Source organism: Enterobacter sp. P82, assembly GCF_037053385.1.
Lineage (GTDB): Bacteria > Pseudomonadota > Gammaproteobacteria > Enterobacterales > Enterobacteriaceae > Enterobacter.
Genome location: NZ_JBALHX010000001.1, coordinates 740919 through 766606, shown reverse-complemented (window position 1 = coordinate 766606; position 25688 = coordinate 740919). Strand labels below are relative to the sequence as shown.

The 25688-nt window shown below is 51.5% G+C and carries 27 protein-coding genes and 1 pseudogene; 12 read left to right on the top strand and 16 right to left on the bottom strand.

All coding sequences use genetic code 11. The annotated features are described in order from the left end of the window. Positions 1 to 8 precede the first annotated feature (8 nt). From WB237_RS03570 to mntP, 3 genes are all read left to right on the top strand, one after another. Positions 9 to 860: a PTS mannose transporter subunit IID gene (locus tag WB237_RS03570; RefSeq protein ID WP_028018668.1), complete on the top strand. Its 852-nt coding sequence runs from the start codon at positions 9 to 11 to the stop codon at positions 858 to 860. A gap of 62 nt (positions 861 to 922) precedes the next feature. Further along, positions 923 to 1381 (top strand): DUF986 family protein, encoded by a 459-nt coding sequence (locus WB237_RS03565; protein WP_336210374.1) that lies wholly within the window; start codon positions 923 to 925, stop codon positions 1379 to 1381. Between the two features lie 400 nt (positions 1382 to 1781). Continuing rightward, positions 1782 to 2348 (top strand): manganese efflux pump MntP, encoded by a 567-nt coding sequence (gene mntP / locus WB237_RS03560; protein WP_336210371.1) that lies wholly within the window; start codon positions 1782 to 1784, stop codon positions 2346 to 2348. Here the strand turns inward: mntP and rlmA are convergent. The 7 genes and pseudogenes from rlmA to mgrB all read right to left on the bottom strand — a co-directional run bounded on the left by rlmA (position 2345) and on the right by mgrB (position 7578). Beyond that, a complete protein-coding gene (rlmA, locus tag WB237_RS03555; RefSeq protein ID WP_336210369.1) occupies positions 2345 to 3160 on the bottom strand; it encodes a 23S rRNA (guanine(745)-N(1))-methyltransferase in 816 nt (271 codons plus the stop codon). The genes mntP and rlmA overlap by 4 nt on opposite strands. Before the next feature lie 67 nt (positions 3161 to 3227). Continuing rightward, the gene (gene ftsI / locus WB237_RS03550; RefSeq protein ID WP_336210368.1) at positions 3228 to 4946 is read right to left on the bottom strand and encodes a peptidoglycan glycosyltransferase FtsI; all 1719 of its coding nucleotides are present in this window, start codon (positions 4944 to 4946) and stop codon (positions 3228 to 3230) included. A 219-nt stretch (positions 4947 to 5165) separates the two neighbouring features. Then, a complete protein-coding gene (gene cspE / locus WB237_RS03545) occupies positions 5166 to 5375 on the bottom strand; it encodes a transcription antiterminator/RNA stability regulator CspE (protein ID WP_001062678.1) in 210 nt (69 codons plus the stop codon). 12 nt (positions 5376 to 5387) lie between these two features. Further along, a pseudogene (locus WB237_RS03540) lies at positions 5388 to 5532 on the bottom strand (DUF2627 domain-containing protein). A gap of 524 nt (positions 5533 to 6056) precedes the next feature. Then, positions 6057 to 7046, bottom strand: coding sequence for an MBL fold metallo-hydrolase (locus tag WB237_RS03535; protein WP_336210366.1), 990 nt, complete (start codon positions 7044 to 7046; stop codon positions 6057 to 6059). Between the two features lie 23 nt (positions 7047 to 7069). Then, positions 7070 to 7360, bottom strand: coding sequence for a YebO family protein (locus WB237_RS03530; RefSeq protein WP_336210364.1), 291 nt, complete (start codon positions 7358 to 7360; stop codon positions 7070 to 7072). 74 nt (positions 7361 to 7434) lie between these two features. Beyond that, positions 7435 to 7578 (bottom strand): PhoP/PhoQ regulator MgrB, encoded by a 144-nt coding sequence (mgrB, locus tag WB237_RS03525; RefSeq protein ID WP_006175995.1) that lies wholly within the window; start codon positions 7576 to 7578, stop codon positions 7435 to 7437. A gap of 159 nt (positions 7579 to 7737) precedes the next feature. On the opposite strand from mgrB, the gene WB237_RS03520 reads away from it, so the two are divergent. Then, complete coding sequence (locus WB237_RS03520) at positions 7738 to 7977, top strand: YobH family protein (protein WP_336210362.1); 240 nt, start codon at positions 7738 to 7740, stop codon at positions 7975 to 7977. 60 nt (positions 7978 to 8037) lie between these two features. Here WB237_RS03520 and kdgR read toward each other — a convergent pair whose 3' ends face one another. Further along, positions 8038 to 8829, bottom strand: coding sequence for a DNA-binding transcriptional regulator KdgR (kdgR, locus tag WB237_RS03515; RefSeq protein ID WP_336210360.1), 792 nt, complete (start codon positions 8827 to 8829; stop codon positions 8038 to 8040). 178 nt (positions 8830 to 9007) lie between these two features. Here kdgR and WB237_RS03510 point away from each other — a divergent pair, with 178 nt between their 5' ends. After that, positions 9008 to 10381, top strand: a complete 1374-nt coding sequence (locus WB237_RS03510) for an MFS transporter (protein ID WP_336210358.1) — start codon at positions 9008 to 9010, stop codon at positions 10379 to 10381. 50 nt (positions 10382 to 10431) lie between these two features. Here WB237_RS03510 and htpX read toward each other — a convergent pair whose 3' ends face one another. From htpX to WB237_RS03490, 4 genes are all read right to left on the bottom strand, one after another. Further along, on the bottom strand, positions 10432 to 11313 hold the full coding sequence (gene htpX / locus WB237_RS03505; RefSeq protein WP_028018658.1) for a protease HtpX: 882 nt from the start codon (positions 11311 to 11313) through the stop codon (positions 10432 to 10434). A 193-nt stretch (positions 11314 to 11506) separates the two neighbouring features. Next, a complete protein-coding gene (prc, locus tag WB237_RS03500; RefSeq protein WP_114976913.1) occupies positions 11507 to 13555 on the bottom strand; it encodes a carboxy terminal-processing peptidase in 2049 nt (682 codons plus the stop codon). Positions 13556 to 13574: 19 nt separating this feature from the next. Further along, positions 13575 to 14261, bottom strand: a complete 687-nt coding sequence (gene proQ, locus WB237_RS03495; RefSeq protein WP_114976912.1) for an RNA chaperone ProQ — start codon at positions 14259 to 14261, stop codon at positions 13575 to 13577. Between the two features lie 96 nt (positions 14262 to 14357). Next, entirely contained in the window at positions 14358 to 14855 is a 498-nt protein-coding gene (locus WB237_RS03490; RefSeq protein ID WP_032647756.1) for a GAF domain-containing protein, read from the bottom strand. 132 nt (positions 14856 to 14987) lie between these two features. Here WB237_RS03490 and yebS point away from each other — a divergent pair, with 132 nt between their 5' ends. The 4 genes from yebS (at position 14988) to WB237_RS03470 (ending at position 20738) form a co-directional block, all read left to right on the top strand. Then, on the top strand, positions 14988 to 16271 hold the full coding sequence (yebS, locus tag WB237_RS03485) for a membrane integrity lipid transport subunit YebS (RefSeq protein WP_014832380.1): 1284 nt from the start codon (positions 14988 to 14990) through the stop codon (positions 16269 to 16271). After that, positions 16240 to 18873, top strand: a complete 2634-nt coding sequence (locus WB237_RS03480) for a PqiB family protein (protein ID WP_336210345.1) — start codon at positions 16240 to 16242, stop codon at positions 18871 to 18873. Before yebS ends, WB237_RS03480 begins: the two co-directional genes overlap by 32 nt. 76 nt (positions 18874 to 18949) lie before the next feature. Next, positions 18950 to 20392: a 16S rRNA (cytosine(1407)-C(5))-methyltransferase RsmF gene (gene rsmF, locus WB237_RS03475; RefSeq protein WP_336210341.1), complete on the top strand. Its 1443-nt coding sequence runs from the start codon at positions 18950 to 18952 to the stop codon at positions 20390 to 20392. A 106-nt stretch (positions 20393 to 20498) separates the two neighbouring features. Further along, entirely contained in the window at positions 20499 to 20738 is a 240-nt protein-coding gene (locus tag WB237_RS03470; RefSeq protein ID WP_028018652.1) for a YebV family protein, read from the top strand. 34 nt (positions 20739 to 20772) lie between these two features. Here WB237_RS03470 and pphA read toward each other — a convergent pair whose 3' ends face one another. Beyond that, entirely contained in the window at positions 20773 to 21417 is a 645-nt protein-coding gene (gene pphA, locus WB237_RS03465; RefSeq protein ID WP_336210337.1) for a protein-serine/threonine phosphatase, read from the bottom strand. Between the two features lie 176 nt (positions 21418 to 21593). On the opposite strand from pphA, the gene WB237_RS03460 reads away from it, so the two are divergent. Beyond that, positions 21594 to 22535, top strand: a complete 942-nt coding sequence (locus WB237_RS03460; protein WP_336210333.1) for a VirK/YbjX family protein — start codon at positions 21594 to 21596, stop codon at positions 22533 to 22535. A gap of 406 nt (positions 22536 to 22941) precedes the next feature. Here the strand turns inward: WB237_RS03460 and WB237_RS03455 are convergent, their stop codons facing one another. The 3 genes from WB237_RS03455 to yobA are packed head-to-tail and all read right to left on the bottom strand — an operon-like array spanning position 22942 to position 24539. Further along, positions 22942 to 23280 carry a YebY family protein gene (locus WB237_RS03455; protein WP_237993253.1) on the bottom strand — a complete coding sequence of 113 codons (339 nt, stop codon included), beginning with the start codon at positions 23278 to 23280 and terminating at the stop codon, positions 22942 to 22944. 16 nt (positions 23281 to 23296) lie between these two features. Next, complete coding sequence (gene copD / locus WB237_RS03450) at positions 23297 to 24166, bottom strand: copper homeostasis membrane protein CopD (RefSeq protein WP_336210327.1); 870 nt, start codon at positions 24164 to 24166, stop codon at positions 23297 to 23299. Position 24167: 1 nt separating this feature from the next. Further along, positions 24168 to 24539 (bottom strand): CopC domain-containing protein YobA, encoded by a 372-nt coding sequence (gene yobA / locus WB237_RS03445; protein ID WP_336210324.1) that lies wholly within the window; start codon positions 24537 to 24539, stop codon positions 24168 to 24170. Between the two features lie 137 nt (positions 24540 to 24676). On the opposite strand from yobA, the gene WB237_RS03440 reads away from it, so the two are divergent. Both WB237_RS03440 and WB237_RS03435 read left to right on the top strand, forming a co-directional pair. After that, on the top strand, positions 24677 to 24907 hold the full coding sequence (locus WB237_RS03440; protein ID WP_028018646.1) for a DNA polymerase III subunit theta: 231 nt from the start codon (positions 24677 to 24679) through the stop codon (positions 24905 to 24907). A 111-nt stretch (positions 24908 to 25018) separates the two neighbouring features. Beyond that, positions 25019 to 25669, top strand: a complete 651-nt coding sequence (locus WB237_RS03435; protein ID WP_336210318.1) for a carbon-nitrogen hydrolase family protein — start codon at positions 25019 to 25021, stop codon at positions 25667 to 25669. The last annotated feature ends 19 nt before the right edge of the window (positions 25670 to 25688 follow it).

Below are 25688 nucleotides of genomic sequence, written 5' to 3'. Positions count from 1 at the left end.
TGAGCGAAATGGTTGATATGACAAAAACTACCACCGAGAAAAAACTCACTCCGGGTGATATTCGTGGCGTGTTCATCCGTTCTAACCTGTTTCAGGGTTCATGGAACTTCGAACGTATGCAGGCGCTGGGCTTCTGTTTCTCCATGGTGCCGGCAATCAAACGCCTTTATCCGGAAAACAACGAAGCGCGCCGGCAGGCAATTAAGCGTCACCTGGAATTCTTTAATACCCATCCATATGTGGCGGCTCCCGTTCTGGGCGTAACGCTGGCGATGGAAGAGCAGCGTGCGAACGGCGCAGAGATTGACGATGGTGCCATCAACGGTATCAAAGTCGGTCTGATGGGCCCGCTGGCAGGCGTCGGTGACCCTATTTTCTGGGGTACCGTTCGTCCGGTCTTCGCGGCACTGGGTGCCGGTATCGCGATGAGCGGCAGCCTGCTTGGCCCGCTGCTGTTCTTCATCCTGTTCAACGCCGTGCGTCTGCTGACCCGCTACTACGGGGTGGCATACGGTTACCGTAAAGGGGTGGACATCGTTAAGGACATGGGCGGCGGCTTCCTGCAAAAACTGACTGAGGGGGCGTCTATCCTCGGCCTCTTTGTCATGGGGGCATTGGTTAACAAGTGGACACATGTGAACATTCCGCTGGTGGTCTCCACCATCACCGGGCAGGATGGTCAGACCCGTGTCACCACCGTGCAGACTATCCTGGATCAGCTTATGCCTGGTCTGGTACCGCTGCTGTTAACCTTCGCCTGCATGTGGTTGCTGCGTAAGAAAGTTAACCCACTGTGGATCATCGTTGGCTTCTTTATCATCGGTATCGCGGGTTACGCTGTCGGCCTGCTGGGCCTGTAAGGCAATAACGTTAGACGCCGGGGGCTTGCCCCCGGTTTTTTTATCTGTTCTCCGGAGGATGAATGACTGTCACGGACATCGTATTGGTTTTATTTATTGCTGCCCTTCTGGCTTACGCGATCTATGACGAGTTCATCATGCCTCGCCGCCACGGCGAGACGCTGCTCTCCCTTCCCCTTCTGCGACGCGGACGCGTAGATGCGTTTATCTTCGCGGGTCTCATCGTCATCCTTATTTACAACAACGTCACCAGCCATGGTGCAATATTAACCACATGGTTATTATGTGCGCTGGCATTAATGGCGATTTATCTGTTCTGGATCCGCACGCCAAAAATCATTTTTAAATCCCGCGGATTTTTCTTTGCCAATGTGTGGATAGAATATAACCGTATTAAAGAGATGAATTTATCTGAAGACGGTGTGCTGGTGATGCAATTAGAACAACGTCGCCTGCTTATTCGTGTTAAGAATATTGATGACCTGGAAAAAATATACAAATTACTCGTTAAAACTCAATGAGTTAGATATATAGCATTGGCTATATTTTGTGTGTATTTTACGCAATAAATATAGCCGAAGCTATATTACTTTTTTTCTTTCTCCCTATATTTTTTAACGATACATTCACTCTTAAATAAAAATGAAAATCGTTATCAACAAGCATTTGAAATAATGCCTCTCCATTGTTGTTTTATATTCTCAAAATATGTTAAGGTTGCGCCCGTCGTTGGGGAGTAGCCGATTTCCTGTTCTCAGGAAATGTACGTGTCAACATACTCGTTGAAAAACGTGGCGCGTACGGATCGCTTTCTGCACATCTTTATGTGCGTTGTGATCAGGCGAGACCATAGATACATCAACTGCTGTTTACTGGGGGCAGTGATGTGTCATATGGATATCGCCCGGTCTGGACGCTGTTATGAATATCTCCGCTACCATCCTTCTTGCTTTCGGCATGTCCATGGACGCGTTTGCCGCCTCCATTGGCAAAGGTGCCACGCTCCACAAACCAAAATTCTCTGAAGCATTACGCACCGGTCTTATCTTTGGCACGATTGAAACGCTGACACCGCTTATCGGCTGGGGCCTTGGTATGCTCGCCAGCCAGTTCGTGCTGGAATGGAACCACTGGATAGCGTTCGTGCTGCTGGTGTTCCTCGGTGGCCGAATGGTCATCGAAGGTTTTCGCGGCAGTGACGACGAAGATGAGGAGCCTCAACACCGCCACGGTTTCTGGTTACTGGTTACCACAGCCATTGCTACCAGCCTTGATGCGATGGCAGTCGGGGTCGGGCTGGCATTTTTGCAGGTTAATATAATCGCCACCGCGCTGGCTATTGGTTGTGCAACGCTAATTATGTCCACACTGGGAATGATGGTCGGTCGGTTTATCGGCCCGCTGCTGGGTAAACGCGCCGAGATTCTGGGTGGGATTGTGTTAATTGGCATCGGAGCCCAGATACTCTGGGCACATTTCGCGGGTTAATCTTCGCGCTGCCAGAAGTGGATACTGAAATCCGTCTGGCAGTGAAATGATGATTGTGCAGTTAACGTTTCCCACACTTCCGATTTTGCCCGCCACGCAAACGGCGTCATCTGCAGCAACGCGGTGGCCTCTTCCCCTTTCAGCGTCATTTCATACGCCACGCTTTGCTCCTGCTTCAGGCTAAAACCTGCCAGTTGTTCAGAATGAGGCGCATGCAGACGCACTTCGTCGTAGATCAGCCCTTTCAGCTCCATCAGATGACGCGGGCCCGGCGTCACGGTGACTACCCATCCGCCCGGCTTCACCACGCGAGCCAGCTCTTCCGCCTTGCAGGGCGCGTAAATGCGGATAACAGCGTCCATGCTGGCATCGTCAAACGGCAGACGGTGGCTGGATGCCACGCAGAACGTCACGTCCGCGTAACGTTTTGCCGCTGCGCGGATCGCCACTTTCGACACGTCCAAACCAAATGTCAGAGTGCCTCTCTTACGAGCAACTTCGGCAAATCTCGCAGTGTAGTACCCTTCCCCACAGCCAATATCCAGTATGGCCGATGATGACTCTCCCAGAGAGTCATCCAGCATCTGCGCGACAGTTTCCCGCAAAGGCAGATAGTGCCCGGCATCCAGAAACGCGCGACGCGCCTGCATCATTTCGGCGCTGTCCCCTGGGTCTCGGGAGCGCTTATGTTGCACCGGCAGAAGATTCACGTAGCCTTCTTTCGCCATGTCAAACTGATGTCCCTTCGGGCAGGTGTAACTTATTTCTGAGCGAGTCAGGGGCGCGTGGCAAAGAGGACAACTGAAAGACATAGCTACTCCGGAGCATAAATCAAAGGGCGAAGTGTAACGCTATTCGCCCTGGTTATAAACGCCCGGGTTAACGCATGACGATAAGGTGATCTGAACCCGCCGGTAAACCATCAGGTTTCACATTCTCCAGGCGCAGCACGTTTCCCATGATCTCGCTGAAAACGGGCGCGGAGACAGCACCTCCGTAGTATGCCCCGTTTTGCGGATCGTTAATCACGACTACGAGCGCAAAACGTGGATCGCTGGCGGGTGCAACACCAGCAGTGTAGGCGACGTATTTATCAACATACTTCCCGCTATCATCAATTTTCTTCGCCGTACCGGTTTTCACCGCCACGCGATAGTCACGGACGGCTGCTTTAACGCCTCCCCCACCAGGCAGTGCCACGCTCTCCATCATGTGCTCCACTTCATGAGCAATTTCCTCTGGCATGACACGTTGCCCAATAACGGGGGGATCGATACGTGTGATTGAGAGAGGACGCTCAAGCCCGTAGCCGCCAATGGTGGCGTAAACATGTGCCAGTTGGAGCGGTGTCACCATCAGACCGTAGCCAAAGGCAAAAGTCGCCCTGTCGAGCTGGCTCCAGAATTTACGCTGTGGCAGTAGTCCCGCACTCTCCCCCGTTAAGCCAAGCCCCGTATTCGTACCAAAACCAAAGTTCCGGTAAGTATCAATAAGATGCTGGACCGGCATCGCCAGCGAGAGGCGGGATACACCTGTATCGCTCGATTTTTGCAAGATCCCGGTCATGGTCAGTTCAGGATAGTAACCCACATCACGAATACGATGCCCGTCGAGAGTATATGGATGAGTGTCAATCACACTGTCCGGCTGGACCAGCCCCTGCTGCAATGCAGTCATCAGCACCAGCGGTTTGACGGTAGAACCGGGTTCGAATGTGTCGCTGATCGCACGGTTACGAAAATCGTTTATTGTCGCGCCTTCGCGGTTATTGGGGTTGAAATCCGGATAGCTCGCCATGGCGAGTATTTCCCCGGTTGGGATGTTAATTAACACCGATGCCCCGGATTCGGCCTTATTCCAGGCCACGGCATTATCAAGCGCATCTTCGGTAATGGTTTGCAGCCGCTCGTCGATACTCAACTGGATGTTATGCGCCGGTGCAGGGGCAACTTCTGTCAGGTTTTCTACCACACGCCCGTAGCGATCCTCTCTTACCTGCCGGACCCCGGCCTTGCCCGTTAGCTGAGCGTTGAAGCTTTTTTCCACACCCTCAATACCCTGCCCGTCAATATTGGTGAAACCAATCAGATTCGCTGCCACGTGCCCGGCGGGATAAAAACGACGAGACTCATCACGTAAATTGATGCCCGGCAAATTCAGTTTATCGATCCACTTTGCCTGTGCCGGGTCGACCTGGCGGGCAAGGTAAATGAAACGTCCCTGTGGATTCGCGTTTATGCGTGTCGAGAGCGTAGCCAAAGAGAGATGTAGCGCATTCGCCAGCGCTTGCCAGCGCTGATCAAAGCCGACTCCCCCTTTCGCCAGTACGGTTTTTGGATCGGCCCATACGGCCCTGACGGGCACACTGACTGCCAGTGGTCGACCTTCACGATCCGTGATCATGCCGCGTGGAGCATCAATCGCCAGCTCCCGCAGTGATCGCATATCCTCTTGCTTCACCAGATTGTCAGGCTTGATGATTTGCAGCCACGCAACACGACCCAGTAGAAATGCCAGACTACAAAAAATGGCAAAACAGAGCAGCGCAAAACGCGCCGGCGTGAAATTTCCGGCTGTCGTAAGTATCTTCTTCTTCACCTGAACCCCAGGACAATTTAACAACGCCCTGATTTAACGAGAAAAGCCGAGCAGAAGGAGCCGAAACAGTGCTACTAACCTCGCAGCTTTGCAACAAGTTACTAACAAGTACGGGGATGGTAATATTTTGAAAGATAAAGGACATAAAAAAGCCCCGCGTTGTGCGAGGCTTTATGTCTGAGAGTGAAGTGCTAAGCGCTTCAGTCAGCAGTGGTTCGATCAGATAGCAGTTACGTTAACTGCAGCTGGGCCTTTCTGGCCATCCTGAATTTCGAACTCAACGTTCTGGCCTTCAGCCAGAGTTTTGAAGCCGTTACCCTGGATTGCAGAGAAGTGTACGAACACGTCTTTGCTGCCGTCAGCAGGAGTAATGAAACCAAAACCTTTAGACTCGTTGAACCACTTAACTTGACCTTTAATCTTTGCCATTTGCAAAATTCCTTAGAGTGTTTTCTTAGCCCGCAGGCATTAACTGAGATAAAACTGAGACATTACTGCATGAGGCACTAATATAAGGTTCGGCAGAGAAGCGGTATTCAACGACAACGTGTTTACTCAGGACTTCTTTACTGAAAATGCCACACATAAACAGAACTGTACCTCGTTTGACCCAAAACGTGTTATCACACACAATGTTTAATATGGCAAGCCATTTTTAAACATGTGTCGATCCGCCGCACAAATTCGAACACTGCCTGTCAGGTTTTGCACAATTATGCGCATGACATACAGACAAGTCTACTTCGTTACAGAGACTCAACGTTGCTTTCGCAGTCGCTGTAATCTAAGACTTTTTTAACATAGCTCAATCATTCCAGTGCGTCCAGCAACCGGGAAAAGAAATCTTCAGAACTGATTGAGTTAGAACAATTTGTGAAAACTTATGCTTAAATCATTGTAACGACATGGCATTGTTTCGCAGAAAATACAATGTTAATAACCTGCACCTGACTGTATTAAAATTCATCAGCTAATAAGTGTGTTATGCACCAAAATAATGAAACTTTTATGACTCTGCATCAAAACAAGGCAAGCAAAACGTTTCGATAAAAATAAAACATTCATTATCGCGTTCACATACAGAATATATGCAACAATTTATCGCTTCGTTTATAAGGATAAATATTCACCAATTTTCAGTATCCTTAAAGAACTATCAACTGGTGCTAAATTATCTAGCGCATCCGTTAACTCCCTCACTGGGTCATCCAGCGCATCATCTGCCAGTTCAAACACGCCCCAGTGAATAGGAAACGCCAGAGGGCAACCCAACTGTTGCCATAACGCAACGGCAGATTGAGGGTCCATATGATGTACAGCCATGAACCATCGTGGGGCATAAGCACCTATCGGTAATGCTGCAGCATCAATTCTCCCCAAACGCTCCGGTATCAACAGTAGCTCAGGCGAATAACCTGTATCGCCGCTAAACCAGAAACGGTGATGCCGCCCCTCAAAGACCCAGCCGCACCACAAGGTGCGATTTCGATTCCAGGGTGTTCGCATACTCCAGTGCTGCGCCGGAACGGCGCTCAACGTCATCCCCTGCCAGGTGAAACTCTGCCACCAGTCGAGTTCAACCACGCGTCTTGCTCCCCGGCGGCGAAACCAGTCGGCCAGACCTAAAGGTACAAACAGACTCACGTCAGGGAAGCGTTTAAGGATCCTACGAATAGTTGCGTCATCAAGATGATCGTAATGATTATGTGAGATAACGACAGCATCAAGCTGATGAAGTTGATCAACAGAAAGTACCGGAGGGGTTTTACGTTGTGGTCCCAGAAAAGGGAGCGGAGAGGCACGATGTGAGAAAACCGGGTCAGTGAGGAGAATATTGCCGTCTATCTGCAGCAGCACACTCGCGTGTCCCAGCCACCATACCCCATCCTCATGAGGTTGCATTAGATCAACCGGTTGCCACCACTGACGTATAAAATCCTCATAACCGAGTACAGGTGGTCTGGGCAAGCCGGCCGCTTTACGCGCTTTTCGCCAGCGTTCAAGGTCACCGGGTTGATGGCCGACCGAACTGGTATTACGAAAACCATTCGGCGTGTGATGTTTCAGGGAGGGGTCATACCAGGGATTTTTCCAGACCACAGCCACCTCCCAGGACAGAAAGATTAACGCTCAGCCACCAGGCGGATAAAGTCGTCTTCGTCTTTGTCGTCTTCAGCAACAGCGTCTTTCGGCGCGTCTTTCTCTTCCGGTTCGTTAGCCTCGCACAGACGGCGTAACAACGCGTTTTGACGTTTTTGCTGATCGAGCAGCGCTTCCAGCAGTTCGATCTGCTCGTTAGTACGTGAACTGGCTCGGTTCACAAAAAACCAAATGACCAGTCCCACAAGCAGAACAATCAAAGAAATCATCAGGGATGCCATATTCAGCAGCCCTGAATTCAGTAACTCACCCATTTCACCACCTCAATAAAAACGTCTATTTTACCACTGGCGCGAAGGAAGGAAATCACCTTGATAAAAAATGCGTGTTACCACGGAATAAACTTATTTATTGCGCAAACGCCGCTAAAGAACTGTACATCCTGATCGCACATCACATTGATAGTCTGCGTCCATAACACCACGCACGCTATCAGCACGATTATCAGAATTACCCAGCGTATTTTTTTCACTCCACACTCCGTCTAAAGACCTGATGTAACCAGGTTATCACGGTTATCTTAAACAAGGACTAACTGTACCGCCATCAAACCTTTTTCAGAATCATGCACTTGTTTCATAGCGTAAACCGTTTACGCTTGATTAATGATAACAACGATAAAGAGGCATTGATGCGCTTAATCATTCGAACAATTATTGCACTGGCTATCGTCTGGATTGGCCTTCTGTTAACAGGCTATGGCGTGCTGGTGGGAAGCACTGAAAACGCAGCAGGATTAGGCATTCAGTGTAAATACTTAACCGCACAAGGCGTGAGCACGGCGCAGTATCTACACTCTGATAGCGGGATCATTGGCCTGACTAACTGCCCGGTACTGCGTAAAATGTCTGTCGTGATCGATAATGGCTGATCAGCCCGGCTAACGACAAAAAACGCCGCAAAAATGCGGCGTTTTTTATGCTAACAGGGATTAAAACGGATAGTCGTGATAACCCATCTGCTCAGAAATCTTACGTGCTGCAGTATGCAGAATAGCCACATACTCGTGAAGTCGCTCTTCGGAGAAACGCAACGTTGGGAAAGAAATACTCAGCCCTGCAATCACGACACCAAAGCGGTCAAATACCGGAACGCCAATACAGCGCAGGCCCTCTTCCTGCTCTTCGTTATCTTCGCCATACCCTTGCTCACGCACTTTATCGAGCACGGTTAACAGCTCATCGGTGTTGATAATGGTTCGTGCCGTACTGCGTTTGTATTCCACGCCATTGAGGATCTGTTTTACTTCTTCACGATCGCGCCATGCCAGCAGAACCTTACCAATTGCAGTACTGTAGAGAGGGTTACGACGGCCAATGCGTGAATACATTCGCAGGTTATACATGGAGTCAATTTTATGGATGTAGACAATACTGTCTTCATCCAGTGCTCCCAGGTGGATGGTCTCTTTGGTCAGACGAGAGATTTCACGCATCTGAATATCGGCGCTGCGGATCAGGTCAACATTTTGCAGCGCACGGGCACCCAGTTCGAACAGTTTCAGTGTCAGAGAGTATTTTTCAGACTCGCCTTCCTGCGCAACGTAACCCAGTGACTTCATGGTTTGCAAAAAGCGGTAAACGGTGCTTTTCGACATCATCACACGCTGCGACAACTCTGTAATCCCAATTTCACGCTCTTCCCCGAGCGCCTGTAAGATGCCAAACACCTTCAGCACGGAAGAAACAGAATCTGGCTGTTTATCCATATCGGCAATTGCCATTTACCACCTCATAGCGAGTGTTTTATAAAAATCAGAACTGGTTTTTATTATAAGTTCCCGTCATGTTACCTGCAATCAATCCGCATTTACTTCGTTACAAATCTGCGACATATCACTGCATTAACGATGCTAAAATAGTTACCCTGAGAATAATTTCACGCTGAGCTTTTTACCCCTAATGGAAAAGAACCTTTCCGATGGCCTGCCTTTACCCCAGCGGTATGGCGCTATTGCTACCATTATTATCGGTATTTCAATGGCCGTCCTTGACGGCGCAATTGCGAATGTTGCCCTACCAACCATCGCCAGCGATCTGCATGCCTCCCCCGCCAGTTCAATATGGATAGTTAACGCCTATCAGATTGCAATCGTGATTTCCCTGCTCTCGTTCTCTTTTCTGGGCGATATGTTCGGTTATCGTCGGGTGTATCAGTGCGGCCTGGTGGTTTTCACCTTCACCTCTTTGTTATGTGCCCTTTCTGATTCGCTACATACCCTGACACTTGCACGTATAGCGCAAGGTTTTGGTGGCGCAGCACTCATGAGTGTAAACACGGCGTTGATCCGCTTGATTTATCCTCAGCGCCATCTGGGGCGCGGCATGGGAATAAACTCGTTTATTGTCGCGGTCTCTTCCGCCGCCGGGCCAACCATTGCAGCAGCCATTCTTTCCGTCGCGTCCTGGCAATGGCTGTTCGCCATAAACGTGCCGCTGGGTATCGTGGCTATCTTCTTTGCCCTGCGTTTTCTTCCGGCTAACGGTCCCAAAAGTACAATGCCGCGCTTCGACGTCGTGAGCGCGATAATGAATGCCCTCACCTTTGGTCTGTTGATTACGGCCCTGAGTGGTTTTGCACAGGGACAATCCCTGATGTATACCGGCGCGGAACTCATCGTCTTGCTGGTGACAGGTTTCTTCTTTGTTCGCCGCCAGCTCACACTTCCTGTACCGTTACTGCCGGTTGATCTGCTGCGCATTCCCCTCTTTTCGCTCTCCATTTGCACATCTGTCTGCTCATTCTGCGCCCAGATGCTGGCCCTGGTCTCTCTGCCTTTCTTCCTGCAAAGCGTAGTGGGACGCTCTGAAGTGGAGACCGGGCTGTTGTTAACCCCCTGGCCACTGGCTACGATGGTGATGGCACCGCTGGCGGGTTACTTGATTGAACGCGTCCATGCCGGTTTATTAGGTGCTCTGGGGCTGGCTGTGATGGCAACAGGCCTTTTCGCGCTGGCACTGCTGCCGTCATCGCCTTCCGATCTCGACATCATCTGGCGCATGATCCTGTGCGGAGCCGGGTTTGGCCTGTTCCAGTCGCCTAACAATCATACCATTATTACCTCAGCGCCGCGTCATCGCAGTGGAGGGGCCAGTGGTATGTTGGGTACCGCCCGTTTGCTGGGGCAAAGCACCGGTGCCGCACTGGTCGCCCTGATGTTTAACCTTGCCGGGCAAAACGGTAATCACATTGCACTCCTGAGCGCTGGAGCCCTTGCGACCCTCGCGGCTATCGTCAGCGGTCTACGCATTACCCAGCCCAGAGTCCAGGCATAAAAAAAGCCGGGCGGAGTCTTCTCCTGCCCGGCTTATTGCGGTTCTTCGCGTTACTTCATGTATTCCCCACTACGCAGCGCTTCGATACGTTTATCCAGCGGCGGGTGAGACATAAACATTTCACTCAGTGACTTCGATTTTCCGTTAATGCAGAAAGCCATCATGCTGTTCGCTTCCTGTGGCTCGTAACTGGTTTTCAGACGCTGCAGCGCAGCAATCATTTTCTCACGCCCAACCAGTTTTGCGGAGCCGGCATCCGCGTGGAACTCACGGTGACGGGAGAACCACATGGTGATAATGCTTGCCAGAATACCGAACACCAGCTCCAGTACCATGGAAACTGCGAAGTAGATCAGCGGATTACCGTTGCTCTCTTCACCTTCGTCGCGGTTGCCCCCCATAAAGCCTGCAGCAATCTGCGCCAGAATACGGGAGATAAAGATAACGAAGGTGTTCACCACGCCCTGAATCAGGGTCATGGTCACCATGTCACCATTTGCGATATGGCTGATTTCGTGAGCGATAACCGCTTCGGCTTCATCACGGCTCATGTTCTGTAATAACCCGGTGCTGACGGCAACCAGGGATGCATCACGACGAGCACCCGTAGCAAACGCATTGATATCCGGCGCATGGTAAATAGCAACCTGTGGCATGGCGATCCCAGCCTGACGGGATTGCTGAGCGACCGTATTCATCAGCCACTGTTCCATATCGTTACGCGGTTGTTCAATAACCTCACCACCTACCGATTTCAGTGCCATCCACTTCGACATCAACAGTGAAATGAAAGAGCCACCAAAACCAAACAGCAGCGCCATAATCAACAGACCCTGAACGCTGCTCGACTGAATTCCTGTCAGGCTTAGCACGAGCCCGAAAACCACCATGACCGCAAGGTTGGTGAGCAGGAAGAGCGCGATTCGCATCATAATTTTCTTTTAACCTCAGTTTAACAAAACGCACTATGCGATTACCCACATCGTATGGGTATTGTGGCTATTTTCAAGCATCAGGTAGGCGTAAGTCACCAGAAAGACACAACTTTACACAATTGGAAACCAGCCCGACGGAAGGATGCAGAACAAAAAGAAACAGGCACAATTTCTTGTGCCTGTTGGGAGATTATTTTGCCGGAGCAGGTTGTACGGCAGGTTTCTCTTTTTCAAGATTCGCCAGGTCGAGTGCAATATGCACCGTCTCATCCAGATAGGGATCTGGCTCCTTGTAATCTTTTGGCAGATCGTCAAGTTTCTTGAGCAGAGGTTTGCCTTCACGTTTGAAGCGATCGTTGATACGCGCCAGACGTGTTGCATCGTCTTCGTTGTTCTCTTTTTCACGCTGATCGTAGTTCAGAGAAACAATATTCCGTTTATCTTTCAGAGCATTGAAACGCGCAATGTCCTTCATGATGTACTGGAATTCTGCATCCTTCGCAATGCGGTCATTATGCGCTTTCAGCAGTTCAGGACCAAACTGCGTCATATCACCCGCTTTCACATAGGTCGCAGCGTTGATGCTGTCCCACGGTAACGCGTTATCTTCAAACTTCTCGCCGGTTTCCGTCTCTTCCGTGCCTGTCGGCATCATGATATCCGGTGTCACACCTTTACGCTGCGTACTGCCACCGTTCACGCGGTAGAACTTCTGAATAGTGTACTGAACCGAACCCAGCGCAGGCCATTCAGGGCGCAGCATCTGATCGTAAATACGATTCAGAGAGCGATACTGTTGAACGGTACCTTTACCGAACGTCGGTTCACCAACGATCAACGCACGGCCATAGTCCTGCATCGCAGCGGCAAAGATTTCAGACGCTGAAGCACTGAAGCGGTCAACCAGGACCACCAGCGGGCCTTTGTAGTAGACCACACCGTCGTTGTCGGCATCTTCACGCACTTTACCGTTGTTATCGCGCACCTGAACCACAGGGCCAGATGGAATGAACAGACCAGAGAGTGAAACCGCTTCCGTCAGCGCACCGCCGCCGTTACTGCGCAGGTCGATGATAATGCTGCTAACGTTCTGCTTTTCAAGCTTCTGCAGCTGAACTTTCACATCGTCAGTCAGCCCTACGTAGAAGCCAGGAATATCCAGAACACCCACCTTCTCTTTACCCACGGTTTTCACCGACATTTTCACCGCGCGGTCTTCCAGACGGATACGCTCACGGGTCAGGGTAACAATACGGGTTTTAGTGCCTTTTCCTGCAGGCAGAACTTCCAGACGAACTTTGCTGCCTTTAGGGCCTTTAATCAGCGCCACCACATCATCAAGACGCCAGCCGATCACATCAACCATGTTCTGACCGGTTTGTCCCACACCCACAATGCGATCGCCTACGCTTATCGCTTTGCTTTTGGATGCCGGGCCACCCGCGACCATCGAATTGATCACGGTATAATCATCATCCATCTGCAGCACCGCACCGATACCTTCGAGAGACAGGCTCATTTCAGTATTGAACTGCTCGGTATTACGCGGGGAGAGATAGTTGGTATGCGGATCGATTTCGTGGGCAAAGGCAGTCATTGCCAGTGAGAAGACATCCTCACTGTTGGTCTGCGCCAGACGACGAATAGCAAATTTGTAACGACGCGTCAGCGTGTCACGGATCTCTTTTTCATCTTTGCCGGTGAGCTTAAGGCTCAGTTCGTCATATTTAACTTTTCCGTCCCACAGCGCATTCAACTCAGCTTCATCTTTCGGCCAGGGTGCTTTACTGCGATCCAGATTAAAGGTGTCATTGCCGGTGAAGTCCATCGGACGTTCAAGCACTTTCAGCGCGTACTGATAACGTTCAAAGCGGCGCTTTTGCGACAGGTTGTAGAGATCGTAGAACAGATCCAGTTTGCCTGAACGCAACTCGTCACCCACCTCGGATTTACGCTTAGCGAACTGCTCGACATCGCTGGCGAGCAAAACGTTATGGCTGTAATCCAGCAAGTTCAGATAGCGGTCAAAGATTTTGGCCGAAAAGGCCTGATCGAGATCGAACTGACGATAGTGTGAACGGGTGAAACGTGAGGTCACACGCTCGCTCACCGTTGCGTGCTGCGTCTCTTCCTTAAGAACCGGAATTTGATCAACACGCGTGATATCGTCCACTGCGAAAGCATGACCTGTTATGGCAAACAGGCCCGCCAGCGCGGTGAGCTTAAAAAAAGTGTTCATGCCAGGCTTGGCCTCCGTTTCAGAACAACAAGTGTTCTGCGCGTACAATCATTGACATACCAGAAGTCAGCTGTACACGAACGCCATCTTTGGTGATTTCCAGTACAGTGGCGTCCATAGCATTGTTACCCGCTTTTACTTTCAGTGCCTGACCAACGCTCAGGGCGTTAATGTCTGAAACCGGAGTATGGCGCGGCTCTTCACGAGGAGCGCGCGGGGCTTTCGCTGCAGGTTTGTCAGCACGCGGTTTGCGGTCGTTATTTTCGTGACGACGCGGTGCAGGGCGTGGTTTACGCTCACGACGAGGCGCTTCTTCCTGACCGTTTGCCGCTGCGGCTTCGCGTTTTTTCGCTTGCTGTTCTGCACGTTGTGCCTGAACGCGTGCTTTGGCTTCTTCCAGCTGTTTACGCGCGTGTTCAACGTGCTGCTCATCCAGCTCACCACAAGGGTTGCCATCGAGATCCACGCGAGTCGCGCCCGGTTTGATACCGTACAGGTAACGCCAGCTCGAAGTATAAAGACGTAAGGCGGAACGCAGTTGAGTTTTGCTGAGGTTCATTTCCCCTTCAACACGTGCCACCAGATCCTGAAAAATACCGACTTTCAGGGGACGAGCTTCACCTTCAGCACTGAAGCACTGTGGGAAACGCTCGGCCAGAAATGCGATAACTTCTTTACTGCTATTCAACTTAGGTTGATTTTCCATGAAATTTCCTGATTACAACGGACGTTGCCAACAAGCGCAGGCATGAACAGGCGTCATTATAATGACGCTATCAGTAAATGCTACGTTATCCGTTGATTATCCTGCGACGCTCGCAAAGAATTTTTGATAATCGGTTGCAGCGAGAACGTTTTCCAGGTTTGCTACCAGCTCGCGCAGTCCCTGTTCGTCCTCGGTTGTAAAGCGACTGAAGACCGTACTGTCGATATCCAGAACGCCAATAATCTGATTTTTTACCACCAGTGGCAGAACGATTTCAGAATTACTTGCCGCGTCGCAGGCAATATGTCCGTCAAACGCATGAACGTCTTCCACACGCTGTACCTGATTCTCGGCGACCGCGGTACCACACACACCACGCCCTACCGGGATACGTACGCAAGCCAGCTTGCCCTGGAATGGCCCCAGCACCAGTGTTTCGCCTTCAAGAAGGTAAAAACCGGCCCAGTTCACCTCGGACAGACGTTCAAACAGTAATGCACTTGTATTTGCCAGAGTGGCTAAGAAGCTGGTCTCACCCGCCATCAATGCCTTAAAATCGCGGTTTAGATCCGCGTAGAATTCTGTTTTGTTCATTCTTCAATCACTTAGTTGTCTTACAAAATTACCGCAGAGCCTATTAAAATAAGCATTAAATGCGCTCATGCTCAAGATGAATCCGTTAATGAGTTAATATAACGTTCAACAATACTTATTTGTGCGCAGCCGATGGCCTTAAAAACAACCAAAATCACGCCGACAAAAAAGATAACTGTCCATACGGTAAGCGAAGCTTTGCCTCGTGCACATTATCAGCGTTGCCCCCAGTGCGATACGCTTTTTATGTTGCCGAAGATGAAATCGCATCAAAGTGCCTTTTGTCCCCGCTGTGATGCCAAAATTCGTGACGGGCGGGACTGGTCACTGACCCGCCTCGCCGCCATGGCCGTCACCATGCTGCTCCTGATGCCTTTCGCATGGAGCGAGCCGCTGCTGAAACTCTATCTGCTAGGTGTGCGCATTGACGCCAACGTTCTGCAAGGGATCTGGCAGATGACGCGCCAGGGAGATCCGGTGACTGCAGCCATGGTGCTTTTTTGCACCGTCGGCGCGCCGCTGGTACTGGTCGCGGCGATTGCGTATCTGTGGCTCGGCAATATCCTGGGTATGAACCTGCGCCCGGTGTTGCTGATGCTGGATAAACTCAAAGAGTGGGTCATGCTGGATATCTATCTTGTGGGTGTTGGCGTGGCGTCAATTAAAGTGCAGGACTACGCGTTTCTGCAGCCAGGCGTCGGACTCTTTGCTTTTATCTGTCTGGTATTGCTCAGTATCCTGACGCTCATCCACCTGAACGTCGAACAGCTTTGGGAGCGTTTTTATCCTCAGCGCCCAGCCACACGCCCGGATGAGAACCTCCGTGTCTGTCTGGGTTGCCACTACACCGGGCTGCCCGACGCGCGTGGCCGCTGTCCACGCTGCCATATTCCTTTGAGACTGCGGCGCAACAACAGTCTGCAAAAATGCTGGGCGGCGCTGATTGCCTCCCTGGTGTTTCTGATCCCGGCCAATATGCTGCCGATTTCCATTATTTACGTGAATGGCGCACGCCAGGAAGATACCATCCTCTCCGGCATTATTTCCCTTGCGCACAGCAATGTGGGGGTGGCTGCCATCGTCTTTATTGCCAGTATCCTGGTGCCGTTTACCAAAGTGGTGGTGATGTTTACGTTACTTATCAGCATTCACTTTAAATGTGAGCAGGGGTTACGTACCCGTATCCTGCTTCTGCGGTTCGTCACCTGGATTGGTCGCTGGTCGATGTTGGATCTGTTCGTGATTTCGTTGATGATGTCGCTGATTAATCGTGACCAGTTACTTGCTTTTACAATGGGACCCGCGGCTTTTTATTTCGGCTCAGCGGTGATATTGACTATTCTTGCTGTGGAATGGCTGGATAGCCGCTTACTTTGGGATGCACATGAGTCAGGAAACCCCCGCTTCGCCGACTGAAGCGAGAATTAAAACAAAACGCCGCATTTCGCCATTCTGGTTGCTGCCTGTCATCGCCCTGATGATTGCGGGCTGGCTTATCTGGACGAGCTATCAAGATCGCGGGAGTACTGTCACCATTGATTTCCAGACCGCCGACGGTATCGTCGCCGGGCGAACACCCGTTCGCTTCCAGGGGGTTGAAGTGGGTACGGTTCAGGACATCTCCCTTGGAAAAGGGCTGAACAAGATTCAGGTGCGGGTCAGTATTAAATCAGACATGCAGGATGCCTTGCGCAGCGAAACGCAGTTCTGGCTGGTCACGCCGAAGGCCTCTCTGGCGGGTGTTTCCGGTCTGGATGCGCTGGTGGGCGGTAACTATATCGGTATGATGCCAGGTAAAGGTGAGCCACAGGATCACTTTGTTGCCCTGGATACACAGCCCAAGTACCGCCTTAACAACGGCGATCTGATGATCCATCTGCAGGCGCCGGATCTCGGTTCTCTGAACAGTGGCTCACTGGTTTATTTCCGTAAAATACCGGTGGGTCGCGTTTACGATTACGCCATCAACCCGAATAAACAGGGTGTCACCATTGATGTGCTGATCGAGCGCCGCTTTACCAACCTGGTTAAAAAGGGCAGCCGCTTCTGGAACGTATCCGGCGTGGATGCCGATCTCAGCCTGAGCGGTGCAAAGGTGAAACTGGAGAGTCTGGCTGCGCTGGTGAACGGCGCTATTGCCTTTGATTCCCCTGAAAACTCAAGCCCTGCCACCGCTGATGACTCGTTTGGATTGTACGCTGACCTGGCGCACAGCCAGCGCGGCGTGATTATCAAACTCGTCCTGCCCGATGCGAAGGGGCTTAAAGCCGGTTCAACACCGCTGATGTATCAAGGGTTGCAGATCGGTCAGCTCACCAAAATGACGCTCAACCCGAGCGGTTCAGTTACAGGCGAAATGACTGTTGATCCGAGCGTGGTCGATCTTCTACGCGAAAAAACGCGCATTGAAATGCGCAGTCCGAAACTCTCTCTCAGCGATGCCAGTATCAGTAGCCTACTGACGGGCAATACGTTTGAACTGATCCCCGGTGAAGGTCAGCCCAGCAATAGCTTTGTGATTGCCCCAGCCGATAAAGCCTTGTTGCAAAAGCCGGGTGTCGTGACGGTCACGCTGAATGCGCCAGAAAGCTACGGTATCGAAGCCGGCCAGCCGTTGATTTTACACGGTGTCCAGGTAGGGCAAGTTCTGGAACGTACGCTTAACGAGAACGGCGTGAGCTTCTCGGTCGCCATTGACCCGCAATACAGCAACCTGGTCCATGGCGACAGTAAGTTTGTGGTTAACAGTCGTGTCGACGTGAAAGTGGGTCTGGACGGGGTGGAGTTCCTTGGCGCCAGCGCCAGCGAATGGGTCAACGGCGGGATCCGCATTCTGCCGGGCGATAAAGGCCCTGTGCGTGACAGCTACCCGCTGTATGCCAACCTGGATAAAGCGATTGAAAACAGCCTGAGCGATCTTCCTACCACTACGCTGACATTAAGCGCCGAAACATTGCCGGACGTTCAGGCAGGCTCCGTTGTGCTGTATCGCAAATTTGAGGTCGGGGAAGTGATCACCGTTCGCCCTCGCGCGGACGCATTTGATATCGAGCTGCATATCAAGCCGGAGTATCGCAAGCTGTTGACGCCAAACAGCGTCTTCTGGGCTGAAGGCGGTGCAAAAGTTCAGCTCAACGGTAACGGGCTGACGGTGCAGGCCTCCCCGCTTTCACGCGCGCTGCGTGGGGCAATTAGCTTCGATAACCTCAGCGGTGCCGGTGCGAATCTGCGCAAAGGTGATAAGCGTATTCTCTTCCCGTCCGAAACCGCAGCACGTGCCGTTGGCGGGCAGATTACCCTGCACGCTTTTGATGCGGGGAAACTGTCTGAAGGGATGCCAATCCGTTACCTGGGTATTGATATCGGGCAGATCCAGAAGCTGACGCTGATCACCTCGCGTAACGAGGTGCAGGCCACCGCCGTACTCTATCCGGAATATGTACAGACGTTCGCCCGCACCGGTTCGCGCTTCTCGGTGGTGACGCCGCAGATCTCGGCGGCAGGCGTTGAGCATCTCGACACCATCCTGCAACCGTATATTAATGTCGAGCCTGGTCAGGGCAATGCCCGTCGTGATTTTGAGCTGCAGGAAGCCACAATCACTGATTCGCGCTATCTTGATGGTCTGAGCATTGTGGTGGAGGTACCAGAAGCTGGTTCGCTCAGCATCGGCACGCCAGTACTGTTCCGCGGTATTGAAGTGGGCACAGTGACCGGTCTGACGCTCGGGACGCTCTCCGACCGCGTAATGGTGGCGTTACGGATCAGCGAACGTTACCAGCATCTGGTGCGAAATAACTCGGTATTCTGGCTGGCTTCCGGCTATTCGCTGGACTTTGGCCTGACGGGGGGTGTCGTGAAAACCGGTACCTTCAACCAGTTTATTCGCGGTGGGATTGCGTTTGCCACACCACCGGGCACACCGCTGGCTCCGAAAGCGCAACCGGGTAAACACTTCCTGCTGCTCGAAAGTGAACCGAAAGAGTGGCGTGAATGGGGAACTGCCCTGCCGCGCTAATCTCAGGGCTCCGGTGTCAACGCACCGGAGCCTTTATGCTACACTACGCACCTGAACTTTTCCCTGTGGTGTACCCGTGGCTCAAAACTCCGTATTTCTTCCTGAACAATTCCTGGCGCAGATGCGCGAGGCACTTCCTTCTCACCTGTCGTTAGACGATTTTATCGCCGCCTGTCAGCGTCCGTTGCGCCGAAGTATTCGCGTCAATACGCTGAAAATCAGCGTCGATGATTTTCTCGCGCTGGTCGCCCCGTACAACTGGCAATTGACGCCCGTACCGTGGTGTGCTGAAGGGTTCTGGATCGAGCGCGATGACGAAGATGCCGTGCCGCTGGGAAGTACCGCCGAGCATCTGAGCGGGCTGTTTTATATTCAGGAAGCCAGTTCAATGCTGCCAGTTGCCGCGTTGTTCGCCGATGACAACGCGCCTGAGCGGGTGATGGATGTGGCCGCGGCACCGGGGTCGAAAACCACGCAGATTGCCGCCCGAATGGGTAACCAGGGGGCAATTCTTGCCAATGAGTATTCTGCCAGCCGCGTAAAAGTGTTGCATGCCAACATCAGCCGCTGCGGCATTCATAATGTTGCCCTGACACACTTCGACGGGCGCGTGTTCGGTGCTGCCTTGCCGGAAGCCTTTGATGCTATTCTGCTGGATGCTCCTTGCTCCGGGGAAGGTGTGGTGCGTAAAGATCCTGATGCGTTAAAGAACTGGTCTGTTGAAAGCAACCTTGAGATCGCTGCTACCCAGCGTGAGCTGATCGACAGCGCATTTCATGCACTGCGTCCAGGTGGCACGTTGATTTACTCCACCTGCACACTGAACCGGGATGAAAACGAAGACGTCTGTCTGTGGTTGAAAGCGCAGTATCCCGATGCTGTCGAGTTTCTGCCGCTCAACGATCTGTTCCCCACGGCAAAAGAGGCCATCACGCCTGAAGGCTTCCTGCATGTTTTTCCGCAGATCTATGACTGTGAAGGTTTTTTTGTTGCCCGACTGCGTAAAGCCGTCGCCGTTGATCCCCTGCCCGCTCCAACGTTTAAGGTCGGCAATTTCCCGTTCACACCGCTGAAAGGCCGAGAGGCCGAGCAGGTCACCCTCGCCGCCAGAAAAGCCGGGCTTTCCTGGGATGAAATGCACCATCTCTGGTTACGTGAGAAAGAGATTTGGCTTTTCCCGGCCAGTATTGAACCGCTTATTGGCAAAGTACGTTTTTCCCGTATCGGGATCCGTCTGGCGGAAGTTCATAATAAAGGCTATCGCTGGCAGCATGAGGCTGTTATCGCCCTCGCCGGACACGAGAATACGTTCGCCCTGACACATCAGGAAGCCGAAGAGTGGTACCGTGGTCGCGATGTTTATCCTGCCAGTACGCCATCGAATGATGAAGTTGTGGTTACGTATCAGGGATACCCGTTGGGGTTGGCTAAAAAAGTGGGCTCACGACTGAAGAACAGCTATCCGCGTGAACTGGTGCGAGATGGTCGGCTGTTTACCGGTAACGATCGCACCGCCTGAAAAAAAGCGCATTTTTTTACTGGCGATTTCGCTCTCCTTGTCTACGATCAAAAATGGATGGCCGTACTGGTCATACCAGATTTTGACAATCGACCCGGAGAGCAATATGACGAAAACCAGCGTGCGTATTGGCGCTTTTGAGATCGACGACGCAGAACTGCGCGGCGAAATACAAGGCGATCGAACGTTAAGTATTCCCTGCAAATCCGACCCGGATTTGTGTATGCAACTCGATGCCTGGGATGCGGACATCAGCGTCCCGGCAATTCTTGATGGCGAACACTCTGTCCTTTACCGTGAGCATTACGATAGTAAAACTGATGCCTGGGTCATGCGCCTTGCCTGACCTAAAGAGAACCCGCCCGAAGGCGGGTTATTTATTACTGCAGTTGTGCCAGCGTAAAGTAACCGTCAAAAACAGCCCCCGTGTCGATATAGTGTAAATTATCAAAATCATACCTTCGGTCGACAGGCGTATGTCCGAACCAGAAATGATCCGCTCCGCGAATTCCCTGCCCTTTACCCACCATAAACCCCATCAACCGATCGCGATCCCATAATACGCGCTGGGCACTTACCGGTTTTTGCCAGCGGTATTCCTCCGCAGGATAATCAGCATGGGCGATCACATTCAGACCATTGGCACAGGTGATCTCGATAATATGCGGCAAACTGCGACAGGCATTGAGCAGCGATAGCGCCAGCTGTTGCTGGTCACGTTCAAGGCGTGCAAACCACATTCCGCCATTCATCGTCCAGAGCGCAAAATCATTATTATCCAGGCTGTCGATTGCCATTTGTTCATGGTTGCCGCGCACCGCGCGAAACCATTTTTCATTGATTAGCGCCAGGCATTTAACGCTGTCAGGACCACGATCAATCAAATCCCCGACGGAGATAAGTAAATCCTCATATGGATTAAAATGACGACGTTTCAGTTCATCCATCAGCCACTGGTAACAACCATGAATGTCGCTGACAACCCAGACGTGACGCCATCTCCCACCTTCTAATCGCTGATACATAACACCTCCTGTAGCGAGTATAGTTGCACCAGACTTATCCGGAGAGACGCAATCCAGCAGTGCTTTCCACAAAGCTAAACAAACAGTAAACTAAGGATAAATAAATATTTCACCAGTATTAATCCAGTTTTGCATGCCCCCTAAAATATGCAATGCATAAAATTTGAGGTTTTCCCGTGTCAAATACGCGCCTGCAAGATGATGCAGCACATTCGCATCGTACCCATATCATTTCCGAACTGGTGAAAGGTCAACTCGTCCCAGGCCCTATCTGGCAAAAACGCGAGTATCGACTTAAATTTCTGTTACGTTCGCTGCTTTTCTGGTCTTCAACGCACCGAATGCTCGATGCGCTGGCCCGCCGCGACGATTTTGACCAACTTCTGGCCTCGCAAATCACGCTGCCAAGTAAAACCCATCGTCAGTATCTGATGCGTGGCATGAATGCCAACGCGCGTGCCGACGCTATCGTTAGTCATTATCAGTGGATTGACTCTCTGAAAGATGCCGGGCTGGTCAACGCTTTAACTGGCCCCCAGGAGCAATCTATTGTTGAGTTTCATGCAAAAGATGGCGTGAGCTATAACGTCAATGCCATGAACGCCAGTAAAGCGGAGCGCGAAGGCGAATGTACGCTGTGGCTGCGAGACAATGAAAATACCCTGCTTGCGAGCGTGACCTTTTGCGTCGCCCGGGAAAACGGGGAATATGTGCTGGTGATTGGCGGTCTTCAGGGACCTCGCCGCAGCGTATCCCGTGATGTGATCAAGCAGGCAACACGAGCCTGCCACGGCCTTTTCCCTAAGCGAGTATTAATGGAGGTGCTTTTCCAGCTGGCAACACTCTCCGGTATCAAAGCGATTTATGCCGTCAGCGATGAAGGGCATATCTTCCGTGCTCTGCGTTATCGCCTGAGTAAAGGCCGTCATTTCCACGCCAGTTACGATGAGTTTTGGGCCTCTATCGACGGTCAAAAGCGCTCAACATTCAGCTGGCAACTGCCCTTGCAGATGGAACGCAAATCCCTTGAGGAGATTGCCAGTAAAAAACGTGCCGAATACCGCCGTCGCTTTGAACTCCTTGATGAAATTGAGGCATCTGTTAAATCGCGCTTCTAAGCACTGCATAGGCTTTCGCTGATTGCGCACAAAAATTTAACAAAACAGGCAAAAAGGGCTGGACTTCCGCATGCTGTGTTGTGTTATGTTTTAGCAAGTCACACACAGTGTGAACGCTGTATGAGAAAGAAAGCGCTGAATTACTCGTTTACTTTCATACAGATAAAAAGAGACCGAATACGATTCCTGTATTCGGTCCAGGGAAATGGCTCTTGGGAGAGAGCCGTGCGCTAAAAGTTGGCATTAATGCAGGCTAAGTCGCCTTGCCTTTTAAGAATAGATGACGACGCCAGGTTTTCCAGTCCACAGCTAAAGCGGCCTGAAAAAAAGCGTAAGAGCATCATAAAAAGTAAAAAACCGCAGTGCTTTCGCAAGCATCTGCGGTTTTTTATTGGAAACCTGAGCATTAGCAGAGCTTGTCGGCGCGCTCGATAAACGGTGCCAGACTCATCTTCTCACCCGGATGAGCCGGGTCATCAATCTGAATAACACTAATCGGTTGGCCACTGCTCTTACCGCTAGCCACCTGCTGCTCTGCGGTCTCATTTAAAGGGTATTGCACCAGCGTACTTGGGTTAATCGCATATAATGCATGACCCGGACGGCAAGTCAGCATTACCTCTTCGCGATTGAAAGCCCATTTGTCTTTACCCACTTCAAAACGGCTGACGGTAATCACCTGCGGTGCAGCCAGAGCACTCCCCGTGCAGGCCAGTAATAAGAGAGAAAGTACTGTCTTTTTCATATGATATTTAACCTTATCAGAAGGGTTCCCAGGTAGCGAACAGACTGACCGTTGCCAGCACCAGCGTTCCCAGCACCACCTCTGCCTGTGTCATCCTGATAAAAATCTGTTGCGCTTGTCCGGTCTCCGGACGAAACCGTGGCACCAGAAAATACCGATTTGCCAGCGCAATTGCTACCATCAACGCCACCAGCGCACATTTGAACAACAAAAACCGCACGTAGTCAGTCTGCCATGGGATCTGGATGCCAGCGATAAACAGCGTATTGATAATACCTGTGAACAGCACTCCTGCGACGGCATAATGACCGACTCGCGAGAAACGCATCATGGTGTAGATAGCAGCATTTTGCCAGCGCCCTTTCGCCAGACGCATGCAGAACAGCAGCGGAAGTAATCCGCCAAGCCAGGTTGCGGCACACAGCAGGTGAAAAGCATGATTAAGACGCTGCAAAGCTCCTGTCGGACCGTCGCTCATCGCCGCGTGCCCTACCCCTGCCAGCAGAATAAGCTGCCCCATTGCGAGCAGTAACAGCCGTGAACCTTTCAGGGGAGCGAGCCATGCAGCTCCGACAGTAATGACAGCAAGAATCATTTGCCACAGCCAGACGCTGCCAAACTGCGTCGCCAGCACACTACGCCAGATCTCCGGGGAAAAGACATCTCCCCAGCCACTACCCATCAATCCCCCCTGAAACACAAACATCAGGAGTGCAGCACCCAGGCTGATTAAAGACGCCACTTTCTGCTGTAACTGGAAACGTCTGGACATAAGGCGGTGGAGTGAGGAAGGAGCAAACCAGACGCTGTAAAGCGCATTGCCAAAAATGAGCATCAGCGCCCCGAAATGGATAAATCGCAACCCGACATAACACAGGGCCAGCATGCTATTTCACGCTAAAGTGGTAGCTGCCTTTGGTTTTATGGCCGTCTACGGAGACCACATGCCAGTCGACCTGATAGGTCCCGGGCGTCAGCGGTTGTTCCAGCGGAACCGTCAGCTGAGTGTTGTTCTTTTCGTCTCGTTTAACCGTACCTGTTTTCATAACCTGCTTTTGTGCATCCGTGACCACGACTCCGCTAAAACCAGTCTCGATACCTTCCGAAAAAATCAGCGTAAGGACCTGGGGTGGTGTCACCTGGCTGTCTGCCGCCGGGGTTTGCTGTTTAAGATGAGCATGCGCCAGCACAGAAGGCGTCATGACCAATGATGCCAGAAAAGCAAGCGCGCATACCGCGCGGGAAGTGGTTAATCCCATCGCAATCATTCCTTTTTGTTATGTCTGTATGCTAAAGAATAACGCTGTATAATAAACGAGTCGAGGATCATCCCGCCTCCGCTTGTCATCATCGTGCAATCGCGGTAACGTTGCCGCCGCATAATAAGGAGAAGGAAATGAAGATTAATCTGGCCACCCTTCCTCAGGACGAGATGGATAAAGTGAATGTCGATCTTGCGGCTGCAGGCGTCGCGTTTAAAGAGCGTTACAACATGCCCATCGTGGCTGAGGTTGTTGAACGTGAACAACCGGCTCATCTGCGCGACTGGTTTCGCGAAAGATTAATTGCCCACCGTCTCGCATCGGTCAACCTCTCTCGTTTGCCCTACGAGCCTAAAGTTAAATAAGCTTAATAAGTCGTTACACTTCCTTACGCGGAATATGCCAGGATAAGAAAACCCTGATTAATTTAGGTGTATTCTTAAAATCCCTGCGACTCAGTGTATAAGGAAGTCACGATGTCACAATGGAATATTGCCGCAGCCCAGTATACCGGGCAGCATCACAGTGTAGATGACCATGTTTCACGCCATCTCTGCTTCATCGCCGAAGCAGCACGACAGCAATGCGATTTGCTGGTTTTTCCTGAACTTTCATTGACGGGCTCAGGCACAGCGGTGTTACCTCCTCCCCCCAGTGATGCGCAGCTTGAACCCCTGCTCGACGCCGCACATTTTTACCAAATTACCCTCATTGCCGGGCTCCCTCTTGAACGGAATGGTCAGCGCCAGAAAGGACTCGCGCTGTTTACGCCTTCCAGCCTGGGTATCCTGCGCTACCCGCAGGGGAGCGGTGCAAGTCTGGTTCCAGGGGATAAACAACTTAGCATCATTGATGCACATACCGATTCACCCAATCTCGATTCACAGGCGACGCTGTTTACCAGCTGTCAGTCTGTCGTTGATTATCGCTGGCGGCAGTCCATCAGCACCCTGCAACGCTTCGCACATAAATATGCCATTGCCGTGTTAATGGCTAATGCGTGTGGCGGCAGCGCGTTATGGGATGAAAGAGGCCAGTTGGTTGTCCGCGCGGATAAAGGCGAGCTCTTGCTGACCGGCACGCTCGGTAGACAGGGTTGGCAAGGCGATATCATTCCTTTAGGCTAAGCGTTTTAAGCTCAGGAGT